Below are 26,074 nucleotides of genomic sequence, written 5' to 3' on the forward strand. Positions count from 1 at the left end.
CAAGCACGCCGGCACGCCGTGGGAGCTGGGCCTGGCCGAGACGCAGCAGACGCTGGTGCTCAACCGCCTGCGCAGCCGCATCCGCGTGCAGGCCGACGGCCAGATGAAGACCGGCCGTGACGTGGTCATCGGCGCGCTGCTGGGCGCCGACGAGTTCGGCTTCGCCACCGCGCCGCTGGTGGTCGAGGGCTGCATCATGATGCGCAAGTGCCACCTCAACACCTGCCCGGTGGGCGTGGCCACGCAGGACCCGGTGCTGCGCAAGAAGTTCTCGGGCAAGCCCGAGCACGTGGTCAACTATTTCTTCTTCGTGGCCGAAGAGGCGCGCCAGCTCATGGCGCAGCTGGGTATCCGCAAGTTCGACGACCTGATCGGCCGCTCCGACCTGCTCGACATGAAGAAGGGCATCGAGCACTGGAAGGCGCAGGGCCTGGACTTCAGCCGCATCTTCCACCAGCCGGCCGTGCCGGCCGAGGTGCCGCGCCTGCACGTCGAGCTGCAGGAGCACGGCCTGGAGAAGGCGCTGGACCAGCGCCTGATCGAGAAGGCCAAGCCCGCCATCGAGCGCGGCGAGAAGGTGCAGTTCATGGAGCAGGTGCGCAACGTCAACCGCTCCGTGGGCGCGATGCTCTCGGGCGAGCTGATCCGCCACCGCCCGGAAGGGCTGCCCGACCAGAGCATCTTCGTGCAGATGGAAGGCACCGGCGGCCAGAGCTTCGGCGCGTTCCTGGCCCAGGGCATCACCTTCTACCTGATCGGTGAGGCCAACGACTACACCGGCAAGGGCCTGTCCGGTGGCCGCATCGCGGTGCGTCCGAGCATCGAGTTCCGCGGCGACGCGACGCAGAACATCATCGTGGGCAACACGGTGCTGTACGGCGCCACGGCCGGCGAGGCCTTCTTCCGCGGTGTCGCGGGCGAGCGCTTCGCGGTGCGCCTGTCCGGCGCCACCGCGGTGGTGGAGGGCACCGGCGACCACGGCTGCGAATACATGACCGGCGGCACGGTGGTCGTGCTGGGCAAGACCGGACGCAACTTCGCCGCGGGCATGAGCGGCGGCATCGCCTACGTCTATGACGAGGACGGCCAGTTCGCCAAGCGCTGCAACACCGCGATGGTGGCGCTGGAGAAGGTGCTGAGCGCCGAGGAGCAGCGCGCCGCGCAGGACGAGGTGACCTTCCACAAGGGCCAGCCCGACGAGGCGCTGCTGCGCAAGCTGGTGGAAGACCACCACAAGTGGACCGGCTCGCTGCGTGCGCGCGAGATCCTGGACAACTGGGCCGCCGCGCGCGCCAAGTTCGTCAAGGTGTTCCCGCACGAGTACAAGCGCGCCCTGGGCGAGATGGCGGCGCGCCGCGAGGCCGGGCAGACCATCGCCAAGGCCAAGGCGGTGGACGCCAAGGCCGCCGGGAGCGTGCCCGCGAAGTAAAGGGGAAGCCGGCCCGCGGCCGCCGTGCCGCGGGGCCGGTCCAGCCGAGCCGCCGCGCGTGCAATACCTGCGCGCGCGGGCCGGCGGCAGCCAACGATCAGCGAAAGTAGAGAAACACCATGGGTAAGGTCACCGGCTTCCTCGAATACGAGCGCATCGAGGAAGGCTACGAAGGCGTCGAGACGCGCCTGAAGAACTACAAGGAATTCGTCATCGGCCTGAACGCCGAGCAGGCGCAGGTGCAGGGCGCGCGCTGCATGGACTGCGGCACGCCGTTCTGCAACAACGGTTGCCCGGTCAACAACATCATTCCGGACTTCAACGATCTCGTTTACCGCAACGACTGGCGCAACGCGATCACGGTCCTGCACACGACCAACAACTTCCCCGAGTTCACCGGCCGCATCTGCCCCGCGCCCTGCGAGGCCGCTTGCACGCTCAACGTGAATGACGACCCGGTGGGCATCAAGTCCATCGAGCACGCCATCATCGACCGTGCCTGGGCCGAAGGCTGGGTGGTGCCGCAGCCGCCCAAGGCCAAGACCGGCAAGAAGGTCGCCGTCGTCGGCTCCGGCCCCGCCGGCCTGGCCGCGGCGCAGCAGCTCGCGCGCGCCGGCCATGACGTGGTGGTGTTCGAGAAGAACGACCGCGTGGGCGGCCTGCTGCGCTACGGCATTCCCGACTTCAAGATGGAGAAGTCGCACATCGACCGCCGCGTGGAGCAGATGAAGGCCGAAGGCGTGGTCTTCCGCACCGGCGTGGCCGTGGGCGACATCCCCAAGAGCACCAAGATCACGAATTGGGCCAAGGAGCGCGTGGCGCCCGAGCAGCTGCAGGCCGAGTTCGACGCCGTGCTGTTGGCCGCGGGTTCCGAGGTCTCGCGCGACCTGCCCGTGCCGGGCCGCGACCTCGACGGCATCCATTTCGCGATGGAGTTCCTGCCGCAGCAGAACAAGGTCAACGCCGGCGACAAGCTCAAGGGCCAGCTGCGCGCCGACGGCAAGCACGTGGTCGTGATCGGCGGTGGCGACACCGGCAGCGACTGCGTGGGCACCAGCAACCGCCACGGCGCCGTGAGCGTGACGCAGTTCGAGCTGCTGCCCATGCCGCCGGAGCAGGAGAACAAGGAGCTGACCTGGCCGTACTGGCCTTACAAGCTGCGCACCTCCTCCAGCCACGAGGAAGGCTGCCAGCGCGAGTTCGCCATTGCCACCAAGGAATTCATCGGCGAGAAGGGCAAGGTCACGGGCGTCAAGACGGTGCGCGTGCAATGGGAAGGCGGCAAGATGGTCGAGGTGCCCAACACCGAGCAGGTGCTCAAGGCCGACCTGGTGCTGCTGGCCATGGGCTTCACCAACCCGGTGAACACGCTGCTCGAAGGCTTCGGCGTGGAGCGTGACGGCCGCGGCAACGCCAAGGCCACGACCGACTTCACCGGCGGCTACGCCACCAACGCGCCCAAGGTCTTCGCCGCCGGCGACGTGCGCCGCGGCCAGAGCCTGGTGGTGTGGGCGATCCGTGAAGGCCGTCAGGCCGCGCGCGCGATCGACGAGTTCCTGATGGGCGCCAGCGACCTGCCGCGCTGAGCCCCGCGCACGGCGCCCGCGCCGGGCGCCGGTTTGCGCACGCACGGCACCGGCTGGCAAGCCGCTTGCTGTGAAGCCACAACGCTGCCGCTACCACAGCAGCGTGCATGAGACAATGAAGGCCCGCCCGCATTCATGCTGGCGGGCCTTCTTTTTTGCGCGGTATTTCGCGCCCCCTGCCATTTCTGATGCTTGCGCCCGAGTCCCTGATCGAGATCGACCATGTCAGCTTCGGCTACGACGCCCGTCGGCTGATCCTCAACGACGTGAGCCTGCGCTTTCCGCGCGGCAAGGTCACGGCCATCCTGGGCGGCTCGGGCTGCGGCAAGACCACGCTGCTGCGGCTCATCGGCGGCATCGCCGCGCCCAACGCGGGGCGCGTGCGCTTCGACGGCGAGGTGATCAATGCGCGCGACCGCAACCAGTTGCTGCGGCTGCGTCGGCGCATGGGCATGCTGTTCCAGTTCGGCGCGCTGTTCACGGACCTGGACGTGTTCGACAACGTGGCCTTCCCGTTGCGCGAGCACACCGGGCTGCCCGAGGCGCTGATCCGCGACATCGTGCTCATGAAGCTCAACGCGGTGGGCCTGCGCGGCGCGGCGCGGCTGCGCATCTCGGAGGTTTCGGGCGGCATGGCGCGGCGCATCGCGCTGGCACGCGCCATCGCGCTGGACCCGGAGCTGATCATGTACGACGAGCCCTTCGCGGGCCTGGACCTCATCTCCATGGGCGTGGCGGCCAACCTCATCCGCAAGCTCAACGACGCCACGAGCGCGACCTCGCTGGTGGTGTCGCACGACATCCCCGAGTGCATGGCCATCAGCGACCACGTGATCCTGATGGCCGCGCCGGGCGGGCGCATCGTGGCGCAGGGCACGCCCGCGGAGCTCATGGCCTCCACCGACCCCGAGGTGCGCCAGTTCGTGCGCGGCGAGCCCGACGGTCCGGTGAAGTTTCACTTCCCCGCGCCGCCGCTGGCGCAGGACTTCGGCGTGTCCAAGCCGGGGAGGGCGGCATGAAGACCGTGCTCGACGCGCTGGCGCGCCTGGGCGCGGGCGTGATCCTGATGCTGGGCTCGCTGGGCCACGCGGCCTTCTTCTTCATCGACCTGCTGCGCGCCACGCCCGCGGCGCTGGCGCGCTTCCCGCTGGTGGTGGCGCAGTTGCATGCCATCGGCAACTTGTCGCTGCTGATCATCCTGGCCTCGGGCCTGTCGGTGGGCTTCGTGCTGGCGCTGCAGATGTACTACGCGCTGGTGACCTACGGCGCCACGGAGTCGCTGGGCCTGATCGTCAATCTGGCACTGGTGCGCGAGCTGGGCCCGGTGGTGGCGGCGCTGCTGTTCGCCGGCCGCGCGGGCACCTCGCTGACGGCCGAGATCGGGCTGATGAAGGCGGGCGAGCAGCTGGCCGCCATGGAGATGATGGCCATCGACCCGCGCGCGCGCGTGCTGGCGCCGCGCTTCGTCGGCGGCGTGGTGGCGATGCCGCTGCTGGCGGCGATGTTCTCGGCCATCGGCATCCTGGGCGCCTACGTCGTGGCGGTGCTGCTCATCGGCATCGACTCGGGTAACTTCTGGTCGATCATGCAGGGCCGCGTGGACGTCTGGCGCGACGTGGGCAACGGCATCGTCAAGAGCGCCGTGTTCGGCGTGATCTGCACCTTCGTCGCGCTCTACCAGGGCTACGAGACCCAGGCCACGCCCGAAGGCGTGGCCTACGCCACCACGCGCACGGTGGTGATCTCCTCGCTGAGCGTGCTGGCGATGGACTTCGTGCTCACGGCGCTGATGTTCTCCACGCCCTGAAACCCACGCCCCGATTCCCTCACACACAACCCATGGCAAAGAAAAGTATCGAGATCCTGGTGGGCGGCTTCGTGCTGCTGGGGCTGGCGGCGCTGTTGTTCCTAGCGCTCAAGGCCGCCAACCTGGCCGCCTTCGGCAACGGCGAGACCTATGTGCTCAAGGCGCGCTTCGACAACATCGGCGGTCTCAAGCCGCGCGCGCCGGTGCGCAGCGCCGGCGTGACGGTGGGCCGCGTCGAGTCGATCACGCTGGACCCGCAGACCTACATGGGCGTGGTCACGCTGCAGGTCAGCCAGGGCGTGCAGTTCCCGCGCGACTCCTCGGCCAAGATCCTGACCTCGGGCCTGCTGGGCGACCAGTACATCGGCATCGAGCCCGGCGCCGACGACAAGATGCTCGATCCGGGTGCCACCATCACGCAGACGCAGTCGGCCGTGGTGCTGGAAAACCTCATCGGCCAGTTCCTCTTCAACAAGGCGGCCGATGCCGGCGGCGGCACCGGCGAGGGTGGCTCGGCCCCCGCCAAGCCTTGAATCCCATCGACCCGCGTCGTTCACCCAGGAGCCCCGCCATGAAGCTCGCCCCCTTGTCGCTGGCCGCCGCGCTGCTGATGGGCGCCGCGGTTGTCCAGGCGCAGCCCGCGTCCCCGCAGGACCCGCTGGAGCGCATCAACCGCCCCATCTTCAACTTCAACGAGGGGCTGGACCGCCACGTGCTGCAGCCCGTGGCCAGCGGGTACCGCAAGGTGGTGCCCTCGATCGTGCGCACGGGCGTGGGGAACTTCATCGGCAACTTCGGCGACGCCTGGTCCGCGATCAACCAGTTCCTGCAGGGCAAGCCGCAGGAGGGCGTGCACATGAGCTTCCGCGTGCTCGTGAACACCACGTTCGGCCTGGGCGGCCTGCTGGACTGGGGCACCGAGATGGGCCTGGATCGCCAGAGCGAGGACTTCGGCCAGACGCTGGGCCGCTGGGGCCTGGGCGCCGGCCCGTACCTGGTGTTGCCGCTGTTGGGGCCGTCGTCGGTACGCGACGCCGGCGGCCTGGTGCTGGACCTGCAGACCTCGCCCAGCGACCTGCTGTTCAACGAGACGGCCGACGTCGTGGCCGCCTCGACGCTGCAGGTGGTGCACCGGCGCTCGGAGCTGCTCGATGCCACGCGGGTCGTGGACGACATCGCGCTGGACAAGTACCAGTTCATCCGCGACGGCTACCTGGCGCGCCGGCACAGCCAGGTCTACGACGGCAACCCGCCCGAGCCGCCTGAGCAGCCCGAGGAGGAGGACGGCGGCACGCCGGATGCCACGTCCGCACAACCGCCCGCCGCGCCCCAGGCCCCGGCCTCCGCACCGGCGCGGTGAACCAACCGGCGCCCTGGCGCGTTGAAGACACGGCGCCGCTGTCGGCGCCGCAACCTGAAGGAACCCATTCCGTGATCCGAAAGTTTCTGGCTCTCTTCGCTTTCCTGGGCACCTTCCTGCTGGCCGGGCCGCTGCACGCGCAGGGCGTGGCGCCCGACGCCTTCGTGCGCCAGCTCTCCGACGAGGTGCTCGAAGCCCTCAAGAGCGACAAGGCTGCGCAGGGTGGCGACGTGGCCCGCATCCGCGCCCTGGTGGACACCAAGGTGCTGCCGCACGTGAACTTCCAGCGCATGACCGCCGCCACGGTGGGCCGCCCCTGGCGCACCGCCACGCCGCAGCAGCAGCAGCGGCTGCAGGAGGAGTTCAAGACCCTGCTGGTGCGCACCTACGCCGGCGCGCTCACGCAGGTCAAGAGCTCGACCACCATCCAGCTCAAGCCCTACCGCGGCAACGCGGCCGACCAGGAAACCGTGGTGCGCAGCGAAGTGCGCGGCGGCAGCGAGCCGATCCAGCTCGACTACCGCCTGGAGAAGGCGGGCGACGGCTGGAAGATCTACGACGTCAACGTGCTGGGCGTGTGGCTGGTGGATCAGTACAAGAACAGCTTCGCGCAGGAGATCGCCGCCGGCGGCATCGACGGCCTGATCGCCAAGCTGGCCGAGCGCAACAAGACCGGCGGCAAGGGTTGAAGCCCGTGGCCCTGACGCTGCCTGACACCGTGACGCTGGCCACCGCCGCGCAGACACTGCGCGCGCTGGAGCCGGCGCTGGGCGGTACGCCGGTGGAGGTGGATGCCTCCGCGCTGCGCGACTTCGATTCCGCGGCACTGGCGGTGCTGCTGCAGCTGCGCCGCAGCGCGCAGGCCGCTGGCGGCGACCTGCGCATCAGCGGCGCCCCGCGGCCGCTGGCCGAGCTGGCGCAGCTCTACGGCGTGGACGAGGCGCTGCCGGGGCTGGAGACGGCGCGGCCCGCGGCCGTCGATGCGGCCTGAGCGCCGGCCGCTGAAGACTCGAGGAGATGCCCGCGAAAGCGGGCATCGGTTTTTCTGGCAGCCTGATTCCGAGCTCAGCGCCTCAATTCCCGTTGACGTAGCGCCGGTTGCGCAGGTTCTTCTTGATTTCCTGCAGCATGGGCTGCAGCGATTCACTGCCCAGGCGCAGCGCGAGCCCGGTGGTGAGGATGTCGATCACCATCAGGTGCAGCAGCCGCGACACCATGGGGCTGTAGCGGTCGGCGTCCTCGGGATGGTCCACCGACAGCAGGATCTGGTGCGCGCCGTTGCTGCCCGACTGCGCCAGCGGCGTGGCGCTGGCGGTGACGAGGATCAGCGTGGCGCCGCGCCGGCGCGCGATGTCGGCCACGTCCAGCAGGTCGCGGCTGCGGCCGGAGTTGCTGATGATCACGGCGCAGTCGCCGGGCTGCAGCATGGTGGCGCTCATCACCTGCACGTGCCCGTCGCTCACCGCGGTGGCCGTCACGCCCAGGCGGAAGAACTTGTGCTGTGCGTCCTGCGCCACGATGCCCGAGTTGCCCACGCCGTAGAACTCGATGCGCCGCTGCGCGCGGCAGGCTTGCTCCAGCGCGTCGATGGCGCGTTCGAAGGCATGCGGCGCGGCTTGGTTGCGGTAGGCCAGCATCGCGCCGATGGCGTTGTCCACCACCTTGACGATGAGCTCGCTGGGCCGGTCGCCGGCGTCCACGGCGCGGTGCACGAAGGGCACGCCCTCGTTGACGCTGCCGGCCAGGCGCCGCTTGAAGTCCGCCAGCCCGCCGTAGCCCACGCTGCGGCAGAAACGCACCACCGTGGGCTTGCTGACGTTGGCGCGCTCGGCCAGCTCCGCCACGGGCAGCTCGGCGAAGGCGCGCGCGTCCTCCAGCAACAGCCGCGCCACGCGCTGCTCGGCCGGCGACAACGCCGGCACGGCGGCGCGGATGCGCTCCAGCATCGGGCTGCCATCGGTCATCGCTTCTCTCCACGCAGGCGCCGCGCTCGCGGGGCAGTCGGTTTTGTTCTGTTCATGTGCTCCAGGCCGGAGGCATGGGCCTTAGCCCTGCAGGCCACTTCTGCCCAGGCCTCTTCACTGCTCTTCCTCCCACATGAACCCATCCCGGGCCACCAGCGCACTGGCCGCCGGCGGCCCCCAGCTGCCCGCGACGTAGGGCCGCGGACCGATCGGGTCCTGGTTCCATGCTTGAAGAATCGGCTCGACCCAGGCCCAGGCCTGCTCTTGTTCGTCACTTCTCACGAACAAGTTGAGGCGCCCGGCTATGGCATCGAGCAACAAGCGCTCATAAGCGCCCACGCGTCCGCTGGCGAAGGCCTTGTCGAAGTCCAGGTCGAGCGACACCGGCGACAGCGCCTCGCTGCCATGGCCCACGCTGCCCTTGGCCGCCATCAGGTGCAGCTCCAGCCCGTCCTCGGGCTGCAGCTTGATGACCAGCTTGTTGGCCTGGTGCACGCCGGCAAAGATCGGGTGCGGCACGGGGCGGAAGTTCACGACGATGTGCGCGTCGCGCCCGGCCAGGCGCTTGCCCGTGCGCAGGTAGAAGGGCACGCCGGCCCAGCGCCAGTTCTGCACCTCGGTGCGCAGCGCCACGAAGGTCTCGCAGCGGCTGCCGGTGGGCACCTTGGACTCGTCCAGGTAGCCCGGCACGGCCTGCCCACCCACGCTGCCGGCGCGGTACTGGCCGCGCACCACGTCGCGCTGCACGCTCTCGCGCGTGAAGGGCTTCAGGCTCTTGAGCACCTTGAGCTTCTCGTCGCGGATCGCGTCGGCGTCCGCGGTGGGCGGCGGCTCCATGGCGATCATGGTCAGCAGCTGCAGCGCGTGGTTCTGGATCATGTCGCGCAGCGCGCCCGTGCGGTCGTAGAAGTCGCCGCGCGTGCCCACGCCCAGCGACTCGGCGATCGTGATCTGGATGTTGGCAATGCTCTCGCGCCGCCACAGCGGCTCGAAGAAGGCGTTGCCGAAGCGCAGCGCCGAGAGGTTCTGCACCGAGGGCTTGCCCAGGTAGTGGTCGATGCGGAAGGCCTGGCTTTCCTTGAACACCGAGCGCACCACGGCGTTGATGCGGCGCGCGCTGTCCAGGTCGTGGCCCAGGGGCTTTTCCAGCACGACGCGGATGCGGTCGTGGTTCAGCCCCGCGGTGCCGAGCTGCTCGCAGATCACCGGGAACAGGTGCGGGCTGGTGGCCAGGTACAGCACCACGGTGTCGGCCGGGCTCGTGCGGCCTTCCTCGGCGCGCGGCTCGTCGAGCCAGCGCTTCAGGCGCGCGTAGTGCTCAGGCTGCGACAGGTCCATCTGCTGGTAGTGCAGCAGCTGCGCGAAGCGGGCGAATTCGTCGTCGCTGGGCCGCTTGGCGGCATCGACCTCGTCGAAGCGCTGGCGGATGAACTGGCGGTACTCGTCATCGCTGCGCGCGTCGCGTGCCACCGCCAGGATGCGCCCGCCCTCGGGCAGCTTGCCGTGGCGGAAGGCCTGGAACAGCGCGGGCATGAGCTTGCGCCACGTGAGGTCGCCCGTACCACCGAAGAACACCAGATCAAATGACATTGAAAAAAGACTCTGCTGTGTGAACGGGACCCGGCGTGTAACCGAGTTACATGGTTCATGATGCTAGAGTTTCTTAAGAGGGTCAACGCGCGCCGGGGCCAACAGCGTCACGGTAACGCCGCGATCGTGTCTGAACGCAGCGCAGGCACCGCCTGCAGGATTCGAAGGCCGTGAACCAACTCGAGCAGCTCAAGCAGCACACCATCGTCGTTGCCGACACCGGGAATTTCAGGCAGTTGGCGCAGTTCGCACCGCGCGACGCCACGACCAATCCCTCGCTGATCCTCAAAGCGGTGCAGCAGTCGGAGTACGCGCCGCTGCTGACGGAGGTGGTGAAGGCAAACCCGCGCGTGCCGCTGGAGCGCGTGGTGGACGAGGTGCTGGTGCGCTTCGGGCTGGAGATCCTGAAGGTCGTGCCGGGGCGCGTGAGCACCGAGGTCGATGCGCGGCTGAGCTTCGACACCGCCTGCACCATCGCGCGGGCGCATCACCTGATCAGCCTGTACGAGCGTGCGGGCATCTCGCGTGACCGGGTGCTGATCAAGATCGCCGCCACCTGGGAGGGCATCCAGGCGGCCAAGGCGCTGGAGCACGAGGGCATCCACTGCAACCTCACGCTGCTGTTCTCCTTCTGCCAGGCTGTGGCCTGCGGCGACGCCGGCGTGACGCTGATCTCGCCCTTCGTGGGCCGCATCTACGACTGGTACAAGAAGCAGGCGGGCACCGCCTGGGACGAGGCCGCCAACGCCGGCGAAAACGACCCCGGCGTCAAGAGCGTCACGGCCATCTACAACTACTACAAGCACTTCGACATCGAGACCGAGGTCATGGGCGCGAGCTTCCGCAACGCCGGCCAGATCCTGGCGCTGGCGGGCTGCGACCTGCTCACCATCAGCCCCGACCTGCTCGCCGCGCTGCAGGGCAGCGAGGGCCCGGTGCCGCGCCGGCTCGATCCGCAGGCGGCCAAGGCGATGGAGATCCATGCCCGCACCCTCAACGAGCCCGGCTTCCGCTACGCGCTCAACGAGGACGCCATGGCCAGCGACAAGCTCGCCGAAGGCATCCGCGCCTTCGCGGCCGACGCTGCCAAGCTCGACCGCATGATCGAGGAGCTGCGCAAGTGAACGCCGCCGCGCCCGAAGCTGCCGCCGGTTTCGTGCGCGGCGACCGGACCGTGGCCTGGAGCGGCCTGCGCGGCCACTGGGAGGCTCACGGCCGCGAGCTGGACCTGCGCGAGATCTTCCATCAGGACCCGCGGCGCTTCGAGCGCTTCAGCCTGCAGGCGCCGGAGGTGTTCGCGGACCTGTCCAAGCAGCGCTGGGACGAGGCCACGCGGCGGTTGCTGCTGGAGCTGGCGCGCGAGGTCCGTCTGGAAGCCCGGCGCGATGCCATGCTCGCCGGCGAGGCCATCAACACCACCGAGGGCCGCGCCGTGCTGCACACGGCGCTGCGCGCACCCAAGGGGCAGGGCCCCTTCAGCGACGAGGTGCACCAGGTGCTGGAGCACATGCTGGCCTACGCCGAGGAGGTGCGCGGCGCCGGCTTCACCGACGTGGTGAACATCGGCATCGGCGGTTCCGACCTGGGCCCGCTGATGGTGGTGAAGGCGCTGCAGCCCTACACCCAGCCGGGGCTGCGCAGCCACTTCGTGTCGAACGTGGACGGCCACGACATCGCGCCGCTGCTGGCGCAGCTGGACCCGGCCACGACCCTCTTCATCGTCGCCAGCAAGACTTTCACTACTCAGGAAACCATGGCCAACGCGCAGGTGGCGCGCGCGTGGTTCCTGGAAAAGGGCGGCGTGGACGTCGCGCGGCACTTCGCGGCCACGACCACCAACGTGACGGCGGCGGCCGCCTTCGGCATCGACAAGACCTTCGGCTTCTGGGACTGGGTGGGCGGGCGCTACTCGCTTTGGAGCGCCATCGGGCTACCGATCGCCATCGCCATCGGCGCGCAGAACTTCCGCGAGCTGCTGGCCGGCGCGCACGCCATGGACCGGCACTTCGCCGAGGCCCCGCTGGAAGAGAACCTGCCCGCGCTCATGGGCCTGCTGGAGGTGTGGAACCGCGACTTCCACGGCTTCACCAGCCGCTGCGTCGCGCCCTACCACCAGGGCCTGGCGCGGCTGCCGGCGTACCTGCAGCAGCTGGAGATGGAGTCCAACGGCAAGCGCGTGGATTACGACGGCGAGGAAGTGCCCTTCGCCACCAGCCCGCTGGTGTGGGGCGAGCCCGGCACCAACGGCCAGCACGCCTTCTTCCAGATGCTGCACCAGGGCACCGACGTGATCCCGGTGGAGTTCATCGCCGTGCGCGAGCCGGCGCATCCGCACGCGGACCTGCAAGTGAAACTGCTGGCGAACTGCCTGGCGCAGTCGCAGGCGCTGATGCTGGGCAAGACGGCGGACGAGGCGCTGAACGAGAAGGCGCCCACGGCCGCGCCCGACATCGACCGCGCGGTGCTGGCGCGGCACCGCAGCTTCCCCGGCAACCGGCCCAGCACCACGCTGCTGCTGGAGCGCCTGACGCCGCGCAGCCTGGGCGCGCTGGTGGCGCTGTACGAGCACCGCGTCTTCACCAGCGGCGTGGTGTGGGGCATCAACAGCTACGACCAATGGGGCGTGGAGCTGGGCAAGGCACTGTGCAACGCGCTGCTGCCGCGTTTCGAGAGCGGCGACGTCACGGGGCTGGACGGCTCCACCGCCGGGCTGCTGGGGAGGCTGCGCGCATGAGGGTGATTTGGGACCTGGGCGCCGTGCTGCTGCGCTGGCGCCCGGTGTTGCTGCTGCGCCAGGTACTGCCGCGCCACGCGCACGACGAAGGCAGCGCGGCGGCGTGGGGCCAGCGCTTCTTCGTGGAAGGCGGCGACTGGGGCGCCTTCGACCGCGGCGACCTCGACGAGCCGGCGCTGGCGCACCGCATCGCGCGCCGCACGGGCCTGAGCGAGGCCGAGGTGCACGCGGTGGTCGCGGCGGTGTACGAGGAACTGCAGCCGCTGGCCGAGAGCGTGGCGCTGCTGGAACGCTTTCACCGGCAGGGCCTGCGGCAGCATTTCTTTTCCAACATGCCGGCGCCCTACGCGGACCACCTGGAGCGGCATTACCGCTTTATCGAGTTTTTCGACGGCGGGCTGTTCTCCGGTCGCGTGAAGCGCATGAAGCCCGAGCGTGGCTTCTACGAGCTGGCGCACGAGCGTTTCAATTTGGCGGGCGAGCCGGTGGTGTTCATCGACGACCACCCGGCGAACGTGCAGGCCGCACGGGCGTTTGGCTGGGAGGCGGTGTTGTTCCGTGATGTTCAGCAGGTGGCGGGGGAGTTGAAGGCGCTGGGTTTGCCGGCCTGACGCCCTGCGCAGGGCGCGGCCGCCACGTCAGCTGGCGGCTGGGGCAGTGCGGGTACTTGCCAGGCCCACCATGCCTGCCCATGCCGCCTCACAGCCCTGGCCCTGCACGGCTTTCCTCCAAGCCGCCGTATCGATGAAGAAGGCGTCGAACATGGCCTTCCGAATCTCCTGGGCCTGGAGCGTTTGCAACGGCTTCTCCGGATGATTCTCCAGCCACTGGTCCGCCCTCAGCGCCTGCAGCACCTGCAATAAGGGCACCGTCCCGAATTCCAGGACGATTCCCGTGTACTCCGCCTGCGGGCATTCCTGAGCGACGACCGTCCACATCGCACCGGAAGTCTCGGCCGAGCTGGAGCTGTGGTCGTGCGTGGATTTCAGCCCCGGCCACCAGGATTTCGCGCGCCGCAGCAGCGCCTCGTCCCGCCCGTCCCCGGCCAGGATCGGCTCGGCCACGCCCGTGGGCCCCAGCCCGCTGTGCAGGTCGATCCAGCCGAGCTTCGCGCAATGCGTCGCGTGGTCCCGCAGCACGTGCCGCAGCGCCTGCTGGCTCCAACTCGGCGCGTGGCCGCCGAAAAACAAACCTTCAGGTTCCGAGTACTGCCCGCCGCTGATCGCCTGCTGCAGCGCCGCCATGCCCTGGCGCGCCAGCTCGGCCTGCAGCTTCGCCTCGTTCTCAGGGGGCGGCGGCCAGGTGGCCGTCGTCGGCACCAGCAGCGGGTGCAGCGCGTCGTAGCCCGGGTTCTGAGGCAGCGGCTGGTGGTGCTGGAAGTCGATGAAGTTGCGGTTGAGGTCGATGTTCTCGTGCGTGACGCGGCGCCACCACGACATGCCCCACGGGTTCAACGCGTGCAGGAACAGCACCGCCACGCCCGCACGCCGCGCCTCGGCCAGGAACTCGGCGTCGCCCAGCAGCGCGATCTGCACTCCGGCGCCGGCGAAACCCTCGATGCCGTGGCAGCCGCTGCTGACGATCAGCAGCTTCTCGGCATCGCGCGGCCCGCTGCGCACCACGTCCAGCGCCAGCGTCTCGCCGTCGCGGCCCAGCAGCGGGTGGATCTCGGAGTGCACGTCCAGGTCGGCCGCCTCGGCCGCCGCCAGGAACTTGCTCCGGGCCTCCTGGTAGCTGCGGGAGAAGAAGCGTTGCGCATCGTCCATGGCAGCCTCCTGTGGGAAAGAAGGGAAGGGCGCTGCTTCACTCAGCGCGGGGTTTGCAGCCAGCGTTCCGCCACCCGCACCCACAGCGAGGCGCCGATGGGGATGAGCTGGTCGTTGAAGTCGTAGCTGGGGTTGTGCAGCGTGCAGGGCCCCAGGCCATGGCCGCCGTCGCGGTGCTCGCCGCCGCCGTTGCCGATCACGAAATAGCAGCCGGGCTTCTCCTGCAGGAAGTAGCTGAAGTCCTCCGCGCCCATGGTGGCGACGAACTCCTGCACGTTCTGCGCGCCCAGCACCTCCGCGCCCACCTGGCGGATGAAGGCGCTTTCGGCCTCGTGGTTCACGGTGGGCGGGTAGTTGCGGTCGAACTCGAAATCGCACTCCAGCTCGAAGGCCTCGGCGGTGGACCGGGCGATCCGGCGCATGCGGCTTTCAATGAGGTCCAGCACCTCCGTGGTGAAGGTGCGCACCGTGCCCTGCATCTCGCAGCTCTCGGGGATGACGTTGGTGGCCTCGCCGGTGTGGATCATGGTCACCGAGATCACGCCGGTGTCCAGCGGGTGCTTGTTGCGCGTGAGGATGGTCTGGAAGGCCTGCACCATCTGGCATGCCGCGGGCACCGGGTCGGTACCCATGTGCGGCATCGCGCCGTGGCAGCCCTTGCCGCGCAGCACGATCTTGAACTCGTTGCTGGAGGCGAAGCAGGGGCCGCTCTTCACCGCGATCTGCCCCGCCGGCAGCCCCGGCCAGTTGTGGGCGCCGAAGATGGCTTCCATCGGGAAGCGCTCGAACAGGCCGTCGCGCATCATCTCCCGCGCCCCGCCGCCGCCTTCCTCGGCCGGCTGGAACACCAGATAGACCGTGCCGTCGAACTCGCGCGTGCGCGCCAGGTGCTGCGCCGCGGCCAGCAGCATGGCGGTGTGGCCGTCGTGGCCGCAGGCGTGCATCTTCCCGGGGTGGCGGCTGGCGTGCGGAAAGTGGTTGTGCTCGGTCACCGGCAGCGCGTCCATGTCGGCGCGCAGGCCCACGGCGCGCCCGGAGGTGCCGTTGCGGATCACGCCCACCAGCCCGGTGCGGCCCAGCCCGCGGTGTACCTCGATGCCCCAGCCCTCCAGCTTGCGGGCCACGAGATCGGCGGTGCGTACTTCCTCGAAGCAGAGTTCGGGGTGGGCGTGGATGTCCCGGCGCAGCTCGGCAATGGCCGCGGCCTCGGCCAGGATGGATTCGATCAACGGCATCTCAAGGGGCTCCTGCTCAGGCGGCTGTCGGGAATCTTAGCCTCCGCCATCCCCTCTTCGGGTGACCCTGAAGGGGGCTGTGCAATAGTTGAACGATGGATGTCCAGGCCCCCGCTTCCCCGCTTTCTTCCCCCGCCGCCGATCCGGCCGCGCCCGTGACGCAGGTCCACGGCGCCTGCCCGCACGACTGCCCCGACACCTGCGCGCTGCGCGTGAGCGTGCAAAACGGCGTGGCCGTGCGCGTGCAGGCCGACCCGGAGCACGAGCGCACGCTCGGCGCGCTGTGCACCAAGGTCAGCCGCTACACCGAGCGCACCTACCACCCCGAGCGGCTGCTGTACCCGATGAAGCGCATCGGGCCCAAGGGTAGCGGGCAGTTCGAGCGCATTTCCTGGGACGAGGCGCTGGACACCGTCGCCGCCCGGCTTCAAGCCGTCGCCGCGCGCGACCCCGAGGCGATCCTTCCCTACAGCTACGCCGGCACCATGGGGCTACTGCAGGGCGAGGCGATGGCGGCGCGCTTCTTCCACCGGCTCGGCGCCTCGCTGCTGGACCGCACCATCTGCGCCTCCGCCGGCGGCGCGGCGCTGGCCGCCACCTACGGCGGCAAGGTCGGCATGCAGGTGCAGTTCTTCGCCGAGAGCAAATTGATAGTGATCTGGGGCAGCAACCCCATCACCTCCAGCGTGCATTTCTGGACCCGCGCGCAGCAGGCCAAGCGTGCTGGCGCCAAGCTGTGGTGCATCGACCCGCGCCGCACCGACAGCGCCGACAAGTGCCACCGCCACCTCGCGCTGCGCCCGGGCACCGACGGCGCGCTGGCGCTGGCGCTGATCAGTGAACTCATCCGCCTGGACGCGCTGGACCACGACTACATCGCGCGCCACGTCAGCGGTTTCGAGAAGCTCAAGGCGCGCGCGCTGGAGTGGACACCGGAGCGCGCCGCCGAGGTCTGCGGCGTGGACGCGGCGCTGATCCGCGAGCTGGCGCAGGATTACGCGACGGTGAAGCCCGCCGCCATCCGCCTGAACTACGGCATGCAGCGCGTGCGCGGTGGCGGCAACGCGGTGCGGCTGATCGCGCTGCTGCCCTGTCTCACCGGCGCCTGGCGCCACCGCGCCGGCGGGCTGCTGTTGTCGGCCTCGGGCTGGTTCGCCCGGGTACGCAACGACGCGGTGCTGCAGCGCCCGGACCTGCTGGCGGGCCGGCGCCCGCGCACCATCAACATGAGCACCATCGGGCAGGACCTGCTGCGCGAGCCCTCGGCGGATTTCGGCCCGCGCATCGAGGCGGTGGTGGTCTACAACAGCAACCCGCTGGCGGTGGCGCCGCAGTCGGCGCAGGTGGCGGCGGGCTTCCAGCGCGAGAACCTGTTCACGGTCGTGCTGGAGCAGTTCATGACCGACACCGCCGACCACGCCGACATCGTGCTGCCCGCCACCACGCAGCTGGAGCACCTGGACGTGCACACGTCCTACGGCCACACCGACGTGCTGATCAACGAGCCGGCGATTGCGCCGCTGGGCGAGGCCAAGCCGAACACCCAAATCTTCAGGGCGCTGGCGGCGCGCATGGGTTTTACCGATCCGTGCTTCCAGGACGACGACGAGGCGCTGGCGCGCGCGGCGCTCAAGGGCGTGGATTTCGACGAGCTGCGCGGGCGCGGCTGGGTGACGCTGCCGATTCCGGACGCGCCCTTCGCCGAGGGCGGCTTCCCGACGCCGGACGGCAAGGTGTGCATCGATGCACCGGGGCTGGGCGTGCCGGACTTCGTGCCGAATTACGAGAGCGCCGAGGTGGCGCCCGAGCTGTCGCGGCGCTACCCGCTGGCGATGATTTCGCCGCCGGCGCGGCACTTCCTGAACTCGACCTTCGTCAACGTGAAGAGCTTGCGCGACATCGAGGGCGAGCCGGTGCTGGAGATCGCGCCGGACGACGCCATGGCGCGCGGCGTGGTGGACGGCGCGCTGGTGCGCGTGTTCAACGACCGTGGCGAGGTCCGGCTGCGCGCGCGCGTGAGCACCCGGGCGCGGCCGGGCGTGGTCAACGGCCTGGGCGTCTGGTGGCGCAAGCTGGGTCTGGACGGGCGCAACGTCAACGAGCTCACGCACCAGCGCCTGACGGATATGGGCGGCGGGCCCTCGTTCTATGACTGCCTGGTGGAGGTGCGGCCGGCGTGAGGCGCGCCCTTCGCATGGCGTTGCTGGCCGCCTTCCTGCCCGTCCTCGGCGGCTGCGGCACCGTCGGCTACTACGCGGACTCCCTGCGCGGCCACCTCCACCTGCTGACCAGCGCGCGCCCGGTGAAGGCATGGGTACAGGACGGGGCCACCTCCGAGCAACTGCGCGAACGGTTGCGCCTGAGCCAGGAGATGCGCGAGTTCGCCGTCACGGAGTTGAAGCTGCCCGACAACGCCAGCTACCGCCGCTATGCCGACCTGCGGCGCGACGCCGCGGTGTGGAACGTGGTGGCGGCGCCGGAGCTGTCGCTGCAATTGAAAACCTGGTGCTTCCCGGTGCTGGGCTGCGTGGGCTACCGCGGCTATTTCGATCGCGAGCAGGCGCGCGCGCTGGGCGAGGCGCTGAAGACCGCCGGCTGGGAGGTGTCGGTGTACGGCGTGCCGGCCTACTCGACGCTGGGCTGGAGCAACTGGCTCGGCGGCGACCCGCTGCTCAACACCTTCGCACTCGGCCCGGAGACGGAGCTGGCGCGGCTGCTGTTCCACGAGCTGGCGCACCAGGAGGCGTATGCGGACGACGACACGCCCTTCAACGAGTCCTACGCCACCGCCGTCGAGCGCCTGGGGCTGCAGCGCTGGCTGGCGCATCGGGGCGATCCGAAGCTGCGCGAGGAGCACGAGCGCATCGAGGCGCGGCGCGAGCAGTTCCGCGCGCTCACGCGCGGCCTGCGTGCCCGGCTCGACGCGCTCTACCGCAGCGATGCGACGGACGAGGCCAAGCGCGAGCGCAAGGCGGTGCTGATGGCGGAGTTCCGCGCCGAGTACGAGCGGGTGAAGCGGGAGTCCTGGGGCGGCGACGGCGCCTACGACGGCTGGGTGCGCCGCGCCAACAACGCGGCGCTGGCGGTGCAGGGCGCCTACGGCGACCTGGTGCCGGACTTCATCCGCCTCTTCGAGCGCCAGGGGGGCGACTGGGCCCGCTTCCATGCCGAGGTGAGGCGGCTGGCGAAGCTGCCGAAGGCGGAGCGGAGGAGGGCGCTGGAGGGGACGGCGTAGAAGGCCGGGCACTTCGCGCTTGTCCGGGCGCGCGGCCTGCTGACTGGGGCCGCTGCTCAGTCGCCCCGCAACCCCGGTTCCCGGGGCTGCCTCCCTACAATCGCGCCCCTATGCCAGCCGTCAGCTTCCAGGAGGTCAGCAAGACCTACAACACCTTCCGCGGCACCTTCCAGGCCCTCGATGACGTCAGCTTCGACATCGGCCGCGGCGAGTTCTTCGGGCTGCTGGGCCCCAACGGGGCCGGCAAGACCACGCTCATCAGCATCCTGGCCGGGCTCAACCGCGCCAGCGCCGGGCGCGTCACGGTCATGGGCCACGACGTGGTGCTGGACTACGCCCAGGCGCGCAAGCAGCTGGGCATCGTGCCGCAGGAGCTCGTGTTCGATCCCTTCTTCAGCGTGCGCGAGACGCTGCGCATCCAGAGCGGCTACTTCGGCGTCAAGAACAACGACGACTGGATCGACGAGCTGCTCTACGAGCTGGGGCTGGAGGACAAGGCTGGCGCCAACATGCGCCAGCTCTCCGGGGGCATGAAGCGCCGCGTGCTGGTGGCGCAGGCGCTGGTGCACCGCCCGCCGGTGATCGTGCTGGACGAGCCCACCGCCGGCGTGGACGTGGAGCTGCGCCAGACGCTGTGGCAGTTCATCGCCAAGCTCAACCGCCAGGGCCACACCGTGCTGCTGACCACCCACTACCTCGAAGAGGCCGAGGCCCTGTGCCACCGCATCGCCATGCTCAAGCGCGGGCGCATCGTGGCGTTGGACCGCACCGCCAACCTGCTCGCCGGCACCGCCAGCACCATGCTGCGCTTCAAGACCGACGACGCGCTGCCGCCGGAGCTCGCGCCCCAGGCGCGCGTGACCGGGCGCATCGTGCAGCTCAAGGCGCATGACGCGGCGGAGGTGGAAACGCTGCTGGCGGCGCTGCGCCAGGCGCAGGTGCGGGTGGAGGAGCTGGAGATCGGCCGCGCCGACCTCGAGGACGTGTTCATCGAGATCATGCAGGGCGCCGAACAGCCGGCCGCGCAGGGAGTGGCGGTATGAATTTCGACGGCGCGGGAACACTGTTCAAGAAGGAAGTGCTGCGCTTCTACAAGGTCAGCTTCCAGACCGTGGCGGCGCCGGTGCTCACGGCGGTGCTCTATCTGCTGATCTTCGGCCACGTGCTGGAGGAGCACGTGCAGGTCTATCCGGGCGTGGCCTACACGAGCTTCCTGATCCCGGGGCTGGTGATGATGAGCGTGCTGCAGAACGCCTTCGCCAACAGCTCCAGCTCGCTGATCCAGAGCAAGATCACCGGCAATCTGGTGTTCCTGCTGGTGACGCCGCTGTCGCACTGGGCCTGGTTCGCCGCCTACGTGGGCGCGGCCATGCTGCGCGGGCTGGCCGTGGGGCTGGGGGTGTTCCTGGTCACGGCCGCCTTCGCGCCACCGCGGCTGGAGGCGCCGCTGTGGATCGTGGTGTTCGCCGTGCTGGGCGCCGGCATGCTCGGGGCGCTGGGGCTGATCGCCGGGCTGTGGGCCGAGAAGTTCGACCAGATGGCCGCGTTCCAGAACTTCATCATCATGCCGATGACGTTCCTCTCCGGCGTCTTCTACTCGGTGCACTCGCTGCCGGGTTTCTGGCAGGGCGTGAGCCACCTGAACCCCTTCTTCTACATGATCGACGGCTTCCGCCACGGCTTCTTCGGCGTGGGTGACGTCTCGCCCTGGACCAGCCTGGCGGTGGTGGGCACGAGCTTTCTCGTCGTCGCCGGCATCGCGCTGCAACTGCTGCGCAGCGGGTACAAGCTGCGGCATTGAGCTGGCTCGGCGCCTGACCACTCCGTCATGCCCGCGCAGGCGGGCATGACGGAACCATTTGGGCGGTTTCCGGGCCCTGCCGGTGGCGCTTTTGCAAGGACTTGGTTACGGGTTCGGGCCGCGCGGAAGGCCCAGCGAGCCGGGGGTACACGGCGCGCACCGGTAGAATCGCCCCACCATGGCCGATCCGACCCCTTCAGAAGTCCGCGACTACATCGCCGCCGGCCTCGACTGCACGCACCTGGAGGTGGAGGGCGATGGTCGCCATTTCTTCGCCACCATCGTGTCCACCGAGTTCGAAGGCAAGCTGCGCGTGGCACGCCATCAGCGCGTCTATGCCACCCTGGGTGATCGCATGCGCGAACAGATCCACGCGTTGTCGATGAAGACCCTCACGCCCGCCGAGTGGGCGGCGCAGCAGCCTTCGGCCGACCACCACCACTGACGCCTTACGCGGCCTGGTCGCCGCGGTGGGTGTGCGCGGCGAGCGCAGGCCCCTTCGCCGCCGAAGCCGCCCAATTCAGCATGGACCAACTATTGATCCGCGGCGGCCGCTCCCTGCAGGGCGAGATCGCCATCTCCGGTGCCAAGAACGCGGCGCTGCCTGAACTGTGCGCGGCGCTGCTCACCGCCGAGCCCGTGCGCCTGGCCAACGTGCCGCGCCTGCGCGACGTGGGCACCACGCTGGCGCTGCTGCGCAACATGGGCGTGCAGGCGGACTGGTGCGCCCAGCGCGGCGAGCCCGGTGACGACGCGGTGCTCATTGACGCCGGCGCCGCGGTCGAGCCGGTGGCGCCCTACGAGCTGGTCAAAACCATGCGCGCCTCCATCCTGGTGCTGGGGCCGCTGCTGGCGCGCCTGGGCCGGGCCACGGTGTCGCTGCCCGGCGGCTGCGCCATCGGCTCGCGCCCGGTGGACCAGCACATCAAGGGCCTGCAGGCCATGGGCGCGCAGATCACGGTGGAGCACGGGAACATCGTCGCCACCGCGCAGCGCCTGCAGGGCGCGCGCATCACCACCGACATGATCACTGTCACCGGCACCGAGAACCTGCTCATGGCCGCGACGCTGGCTGCAGGAGAGACGGTGCTGGAGAACGCGGCGCAGGAGCCCGAGGTGGTGGACCTGGCCGAAATGCTGATCGCCATGGGCGCGCGCATCGAGGGCCACGGCACCAGCCGCATCCGCATCCAGGGCGTGGAACGGCTGCACACGCCGCGCGAGCCGCACCGCATCGTCCCCGACCGTATCGAGACCGGCACCTTCATCTGCGCCGTGGCGGCCACCGGCGGCGACGTGCTGCTGAAGAACACGCGGCCCGACCACCTGGATGCTGTGCTGGACAAGCTGCGCGAGGCGGGCGTGCAGCTGGAGATCGGCGCCGATTGGATCCGCGTGCGCGGCGACGGCCGGCTCAAGGCGGTGAGCTTCCGCACCAGCGAGTACCCGGCCTTCCCGACCGACATGCAGGCGCAGTTCATGGCGCTGAACTGCATCGCCGAGGGCGCCTCGAAGGTGACGGAAACCATCTTCGAGAACCGCTTCATGCACGTGAACGAGCTGATGCGGCTGGGCGCCAACATCGAGGTCGAGGGCCACACGGCGCTGATCCAGGGCGTGCCCGGGCTTTCCGGCGCCACCGTCATGGCCACCGACCTGCGCGCCTCGGCCAGCCTCGTCATCGCCGGGCTGGTGGCGCAGGGCGAAACGCGGGTGGACCGCATCTACCACCTGGACCGCGGCTACGACCGCATGGAAGAAAAGCTGCGCGCCGTGGGTGCCGACATCGAGCGCGTGAAGGCCTGAGCCGTCCCATGAACGAAACCATCACCCTGGCACTGTCCAAAGGCCGCATCTTCGAAGAAACCCTGCCGCTGCTGCGTGCCGCGGGCATCGAGGTGGGCGAGGACCCGGAGAAGTCGCGCAAGCTGATCCTGCCCACCAACCGCCCGGACGTGCGCGTGGTACTGGTGCGCGCGACCGACGTGCCGACCTACGTGCAGTACGGCGGCGCGGACCTGGGCGTCGCGGGCCTGGACGTGCTGCTGGAGCATGCCGGCGGCGATGCCGCCACCGGGCTGTACCAGCCGCTGGACCTGCGCATCGCCTGCTGCCGTATGAGCGTGGCGGTGCGTGCGGACTTCGACTACGCGGCGGCCGTGCGGCAGGGCTCGCGCATCCGCGTGGCCACCAAGTACACCCACATCGCGCGCCAGCACTTCGCCGACAAGGGCGTGCACGTGGACCTGATTAAGCTCTACGGCTCCATGGAGCTGGCGCCGCTCACGGGCCTGGCCGACGCCATCGTGGACCTGGTTTCCACCGGCTCCACGCTGCGCGCCAACAACCTGGTGGAGGTCGAGCAGATCATGCCGATCTCCTCGCGCCTGGTCGTGAACCAGGCCGCATTGAAGCTCAAGCGCGCCGCGCTGCGTCCGCTCATCGATGCCTTCGCCGGCGCCATTCCCGACACTTCCGCCTGCTCCACCTGACCCTTCCTACTTTCTTCCCACGGCCCTTGGCCCCATCACTCCCGTACCTTCCATGAGCCTCCAGCTGCGCCACCTCAGCACCGCCGACGCGGATTTCGAATCAGCCTTCCAGCGCGTGCTGCACTGGTCGGCCGAGACCGATGCCGCGATCGAGCATCGCGTGGCGGAGATCATCGAGGCCGTGCGTGAGCGCGGCGACGCGGCGGTGCTGGAGTTCACGGCCCGCTTCGACGGCGTGCAGGCCGAGAGCGTGTCGGCGCTGGAGCTGGGGCGCGAGGAGCTGAAAGCGGCCTTCGATGCCATTACCCTGGCACAGCGCGAAGCCCTGGAATTCGCCGCCAAGCGTGTTCGCGCCTATCACGAGCGCCAGCTCGAAGCCAGCGGCAAGAGCTGGAGCTACCGCGACGAGGACGGCACGCTGCTGGGCCAGAAGGTCACGCCGCTGGACCGCGTGGGCATCTACGTGCCCGGCGGCAAGGCCGCGTACCCCTCCAGCGTGCTGATGAACGCCATTCCGGCGCACGTCGCGGGCGTGCCCGAGATCGTCATGGTCGTGCCCACGCCCCGGGGCGAGAAGAACCCGCTGGTGCTGGCCGCGGCCTACGTCGCGGGCGTGCACCGTGCCTTCACCGTCGGTGGGGCGCAGGCGGTGGCGGCGCTGGCCTATGGCACGGCCACCATCCCGCGCGTGGACAAGGTCACCGGCCCGGGCAATGCCTACGTCGCCAGCGCCAAGCGCCGCGTCTTCGGGCAGGTGGGCATCGACATGATCGCGGGGCCCAGCGAGATCCTGGTGCTGGCCGACGGCAGCACGCCGGCGGACTGGGTCGCGATGGACCTGTTCAGCCAGGCCGAGCATGACGAGCTGGCGCAGAGCATCCTGCTGTGCCCCGATGCCGGCTACATCGCGCGGGTGCGCGAGGCCATCGAGCGCCTGCTGCCGGGCATGCCGCGGGCGGAGGTGATCCGCGCCTCGCTGGAAGGGCGCGGCGCGCTGATCCACACGCGCTCCATGGAGGAGGCCTGCGAGATCAGCAACCGCATCGCGCCGGAGCACTTGGAGGTCAGCTCCAGCGAGCCGCACCGCTGGGAGCCGCTGCTGCGCCACGCGGGCGCGATCTTCCTGGGCGCCTACACGAGCGAGAGCCTGGGCGACTACTGTGCCGGTCCCAACCACGTGCTGCCCACCTCCGGCACGGCGCGCTTCAGCTCGCCGCTGGGCACTTATGACTTTCAGAAGCGCAGCAGCCTGATCGAGGTGAGCGAGCAGGGCGCGCAGCAACTGGGCCGCGTCGCCGCCGAGCTGGCCTATGGCGAGGGCCTGCAGGCCCACGCGCAGGCGGCGGAATTCCGACTGAAAAAGGACGCGCGATGACGGCGCCGATGACTTCCCTCCAGGAGCGCATGCAGCGCGTGATCCGCCAGGACGTGCAGTCCATGCACGCCTACGCCATCCAGGACAGCCGCGGGCTGGTCAAGCTCGACGCGATGGAAAACCCGTTCAGCCTGCCGGCAGAGCTGCAGGCGGCACTGGGCGAGCGGCTGGGCAAGGTGGCGATCAACCGCTACCCGACCAGCTGCGTCGGCGACGTGATCGCGGCGCTGTCGAAATACGTCAAGCTGCCCGAGGGCTGCGGGCTGATGCTGGGCAACGGCTCCGATGAGCTGATCTCGCTGCTGGCGCTGGCCTGCGACCGGCCGGGCGCCAAGATCCTGGCGCCGCTGCCGGGCTTCGTGATGTACGAGATGTCCGCGAAGCTGCAGGGCCTGCAGTTCGTGAGCGTGCCGCTGACGGCCGACTTCGAGCTGGACGAGGCCGCGATGCTGGCCGCCATCGAGGAGCACCGCCCGGCCATCACCTACATCGCCTACCCGAACAACCCGACCGCGAACCTCTTCGACGAGGCCATCGTGCAGCGCATCGTCGATGCCGTGGGCACGCTGGGCTGCGGCTTCGTGGTGTTCGACGAGGCCTATCAGCCCTTCTCCTCGCGCTCGTGGATGCAGCGCATGGCGCAGCATGAGCACGTGCTGGTGATGCGCACGCTCTCGAAGTTCGGCCTGGCCGGCGTGCGCCTGGGCTACATGGCCGGGGCGGCGGCGCTGATCCACGAGATCGACAAGGTGCGTCCGCCCTACAACATCAGCGCGCTCAACGCCGAGGCCACGCTGTTCGCGCTGGAGCATGCCGACGAGTTCGCGCGCCAGGCGGCGGTGCTGCGCGAGGAGCGCGCCAAGCTGCTGGATGAACTGCGCGATCTGCCCGGCGTCAAACCGTATCCGAGCGAAGCCAACATGATCCTGGTGCGCGTGCCCGATGCGAAGAAGGCCTTCGAAGGCATGACGTCGCGCGGCGTGCTGGTGAAGAACGTGTCGGCGCTGCACCCGCTGCTGGAGAGCTGCCTGCGGCTGACGGTGGGCACGCCGGAGGAGAACCGCCTGATGATCGACGCCCTGAAAGCGAGCCTGTAATGCAGTCCCGGGAACCCCGTATCGCCGAAGTGCGGCGCGATACCAAGGAAACGCAAGTCCGCGTGCGCATCAACCTCGACGGGTCCGGGCAGGCCAAGCTGGCCACCGGCATCGGCTTCTTCGACCACATGCTCGACCAGATCGCCCGCCACGGGCTGGTCGATCTGGAGGTGGAGTGCGCGGGCGACCTGCACATCGACGGCCACCACACGGTGGAGGACGTGGGCATCACGCTGGGCATGGCCGTGGCCAAGGCCGTGGGCGACAAGAAGGGGCTGGTGCGCTACGGCCACAGCTACGTGCCGCTGGACGAGGCGCTGTCGCGCGTGGTGGTGGACTTCTCGGGCCGCCCGGGCCTGCACATGGACGTCAACTTCACGCGCGCCACGATCGGCGCGCTGGACACGCAGCTCGTGTTCGAGTTCTTCCAGGGCTTCGTGAACTATGCCCTGGTGAGCCTGCACATCGACAACCTCAAGGGCGTCAACGCACACCACCAGTGCGAAACGATCTTCAAGGCTTTCGGGCGTGCGCTGCGCATGGCGTGGACGGTCGATGAACGCGCGGCCGACGTGATTCCTTCCACCAAGGGGTGTCTCTGAG

General features: G+C 69.5%; 25 protein-coding genes. 21 read left to right on the forward strand and 4 right to left on the reverse strand.

Going from position 1 to position 26,074, the window contains the following annotated elements:
- The 8 genes from Q0741_RS23060 to Q0741_RS23095 form a co-directional block, all read left to right on the forward strand.
- On the forward strand, positions 1–1,429 hold a 1,429-nt coding region (locus tag Q0741_RS23060; RefSeq protein WP_298235536.1), incomplete at its 5' end, for a glutamate synthase-related protein.
- A gap of 119 nt (positions 1,430–1,548) precedes the next feature.
- Positions 1,549–3,015, forward strand: a complete 1,467-nt coding sequence (locus Q0741_RS23065; RefSeq protein ID WP_298235537.1) for a glutamate synthase subunit beta — start codon at positions 1,549–1,551, stop codon at positions 3,013–3,015.
- Positions 3,016–3,200: 185 nt separating this feature from the next.
- A complete protein-coding gene (locus Q0741_RS23070; RefSeq protein ID WP_298235594.1) occupies positions 3,201–4,034 on the forward strand; it encodes an ABC transporter ATP-binding protein in 834 nt (277 codons plus the stop codon).
- On the forward strand, positions 4,031–4,822 hold the full coding sequence (mlaE, locus tag Q0741_RS23075; protein WP_298235538.1) for a lipid asymmetry maintenance ABC transporter permease subunit MlaE: 792 nt from the start codon (positions 4,031–4,033) through the stop codon (positions 4,820–4,822). Before Q0741_RS23070 ends, mlaE begins: the two co-directional genes overlap by 4 nt.
- 32 nt (positions 4,823–4,854) lie before the next feature.
- Positions 4,855–5,355 carry an outer membrane lipid asymmetry maintenance protein MlaD gene (gene mlaD / locus Q0741_RS23080; RefSeq protein WP_298235539.1) on the forward strand — a complete coding sequence of 167 codons (501 nt, stop codon included), beginning with the start codon at positions 4,855–4,857 and terminating at the stop codon, positions 5,353–5,355.
- Positions 5,356–5,393: 38 nt separating this feature from the next.
- Positions 5,394–6,182, forward strand: coding sequence for a VacJ family lipoprotein (locus Q0741_RS23085; RefSeq protein ID WP_298235540.1), 789 nt, complete (start codon positions 5,394–5,396; stop codon positions 6,180–6,182).
- Between the two features lie 104 nt (positions 6,183–6,286).
- Positions 6,287–6,871, forward strand: coding sequence for a phospholipid-binding protein MlaC (locus Q0741_RS23090; RefSeq protein ID WP_298235595.1), 585 nt, complete (start codon positions 6,287–6,289; stop codon positions 6,869–6,871).
- A 5-nt stretch (positions 6,872–6,876) separates the two neighbouring features.
- A complete protein-coding gene (locus Q0741_RS23095) occupies positions 6,877–7,173 on the forward strand; it encodes a lipid asymmetry maintenance protein MlaB (protein ID WP_298235596.1) in 297 nt (98 codons plus the stop codon).
- A gap of 82 nt (positions 7,174–7,255) precedes the next feature.
- Here Q0741_RS23095 and Q0741_RS23100 read toward each other — a convergent pair whose 3' ends face one another.
- Together Q0741_RS23100 and zwf are read right to left on the reverse strand one after the other, a co-directional pair.
- A complete protein-coding gene (locus tag Q0741_RS23100; protein ID WP_298235597.1) occupies positions 7,256–8,128 on the reverse strand; it encodes an SIS domain-containing protein in 873 nt (290 codons plus the stop codon).
- A gap of 132 nt (positions 8,129–8,260) precedes the next feature.
- Positions 8,261–9,736: a glucose-6-phosphate dehydrogenase gene (gene zwf / locus Q0741_RS23105; RefSeq protein ID WP_298235541.1), complete on the reverse strand. Its 1,476-nt coding sequence runs from the start codon at positions 9,734–9,736 to the stop codon at positions 8,261–8,263.
- Between the two features lie 170 nt (positions 9,737–9,906).
- Here zwf and tal point away from each other — a divergent pair, with 170 nt between their 5' ends.
- The 3 genes from tal to Q0741_RS23120 are packed head-to-tail and all read left to right on the forward strand — an operon-like array spanning position 9,907 to position 13,081.
- Positions 9,907–10,860 carry a transaldolase gene (gene tal, locus Q0741_RS23110; RefSeq protein ID WP_298235542.1) on the forward strand — a complete coding sequence of 318 codons (954 nt, stop codon included), beginning with the start codon at positions 9,907–9,909 and terminating at the stop codon, positions 10,858–10,860.
- Complete coding sequence (gene pgi, locus Q0741_RS23115) at positions 10,857–12,470, forward strand: glucose-6-phosphate isomerase (protein ID WP_298235543.1); 1,614 nt, start codon at positions 10,857–10,859, stop codon at positions 12,468–12,470. The genes tal and pgi overlap by 4 nt, the downstream gene beginning before the upstream one ends.
- Positions 12,467–13,081, forward strand: a complete 615-nt coding sequence (locus Q0741_RS23120) for an HAD-IA family hydrolase (protein ID WP_298235544.1) — start codon at positions 12,467–12,469, stop codon at positions 13,079–13,081. Before pgi ends, Q0741_RS23120 begins: the two co-directional genes overlap by 4 nt.
- 27 nt (positions 13,082–13,108) lie before the next feature.
- Here Q0741_RS23120 and Q0741_RS23125 read toward each other — a convergent pair whose 3' ends face one another.
- Positions 13,109–14,236, reverse strand: coding sequence for a M14 family metallopeptidase (locus tag Q0741_RS23125; RefSeq protein ID WP_298235545.1), 1,128 nt, complete (start codon positions 14,234–14,236; stop codon positions 13,109–13,111).
- 41 nt (positions 14,237–14,277) lie between these two features.
- Positions 14,278–15,471, reverse strand: coding sequence for a M20 aminoacylase family protein (locus Q0741_RS23130; RefSeq protein WP_298235546.1), 1,194 nt, complete (start codon positions 15,469–15,471; stop codon positions 14,278–14,280).
- A gap of 95 nt (positions 15,472–15,566) precedes the next feature.
- Between Q0741_RS23130 and Q0741_RS23135 the strand changes: the two genes are divergently transcribed.
- The 10 genes from Q0741_RS23135 (at position 15,567) to hisB (ending at position 26,073) form a co-directional block, all read left to right on the forward strand.
- The gene (locus tag Q0741_RS23135) at positions 15,567–17,651 is read left to right on the forward strand and encodes a molybdopterin oxidoreductase family protein (RefSeq protein WP_298235547.1); all 2,085 of its coding nucleotides are present in this window, start codon (positions 15,567–15,569) and stop codon (positions 17,649–17,651) included.
- Positions 17,652–17,665: 14 nt separating this feature from the next.
- Positions 17,666–18,706 (forward strand): aminopeptidase, encoded by a 1,041-nt coding sequence (locus Q0741_RS23140; protein WP_298235598.1) that lies wholly within the window; start codon positions 17,666–17,668, stop codon positions 18,704–18,706.
- Between the two features lie 110 nt (positions 18,707–18,816).
- Entirely contained in the window at positions 18,817–19,749 is a 933-nt protein-coding gene (locus Q0741_RS23145) for an ABC transporter ATP-binding protein (RefSeq protein WP_298235548.1), read from the forward strand.
- Positions 19,746–20,507 (forward strand): ABC transporter permease, encoded by a 762-nt coding sequence (locus Q0741_RS23150; RefSeq protein WP_298235549.1) that lies wholly within the window; start codon positions 19,746–19,748, stop codon positions 20,505–20,507. The genes Q0741_RS23145 and Q0741_RS23150 overlap by 4 nt, the downstream gene beginning before the upstream one ends.
- A gap of 178 nt (positions 20,508–20,685) precedes the next feature.
- Positions 20,686–20,952, forward strand: coding sequence for a BolA family protein (locus Q0741_RS23155; protein WP_298235550.1), 267 nt, complete (start codon positions 20,686–20,688; stop codon positions 20,950–20,952).
- Between the two features lie 80 nt (positions 20,953–21,032).
- Positions 21,033–22,313 carry a UDP-N-acetylglucosamine 1-carboxyvinyltransferase gene (gene murA, locus Q0741_RS23160; RefSeq protein WP_298235551.1) on the forward strand — a complete coding sequence of 427 codons (1,281 nt, stop codon included), beginning with the start codon at positions 21,033–21,035 and terminating at the stop codon, positions 22,311–22,313.
- Positions 22,314–22,321: 8 nt separating this feature from the next.
- Positions 22,322–22,999: an ATP phosphoribosyltransferase gene (gene hisG / locus Q0741_RS23165; protein ID WP_298235552.1), complete on the forward strand. Its 678-nt coding sequence runs from the start codon at positions 22,322–22,324 to the stop codon at positions 22,997–22,999.
- 52 nt (positions 23,000–23,051) lie between these two features.
- A complete protein-coding gene (gene hisD, locus Q0741_RS23170) occupies positions 23,052–24,374 on the forward strand; it encodes a histidinol dehydrogenase (protein WP_298235553.1) in 1,323 nt (440 codons plus the stop codon).
- A complete protein-coding gene (hisC, locus tag Q0741_RS23175; RefSeq protein WP_298235554.1) occupies positions 24,371–25,471 on the forward strand; it encodes a histidinol-phosphate transaminase in 1,101 nt (366 codons plus the stop codon). Before hisD ends, hisC begins: the two co-directional genes overlap by 4 nt.
- Complete coding sequence (gene hisB / locus Q0741_RS23180) at positions 25,471–26,073, forward strand: imidazoleglycerol-phosphate dehydratase HisB (protein ID WP_298235555.1); 603 nt, start codon at positions 25,471–25,473, stop codon at positions 26,071–26,073. Before hisC ends, hisB begins: the two co-directional genes overlap by 1 nt.
- Position 26,074: the final 1 nt, after the last annotated feature.

The sequence above is a fragment of the uncultured Azohydromonas sp. genome (genome assembly GCF_937926365.1).
Classification (GTDB): Bacteria; Pseudomonadota; Gammaproteobacteria; order Burkholderiales; family Burkholderiaceae_C; genus Azohydromonas.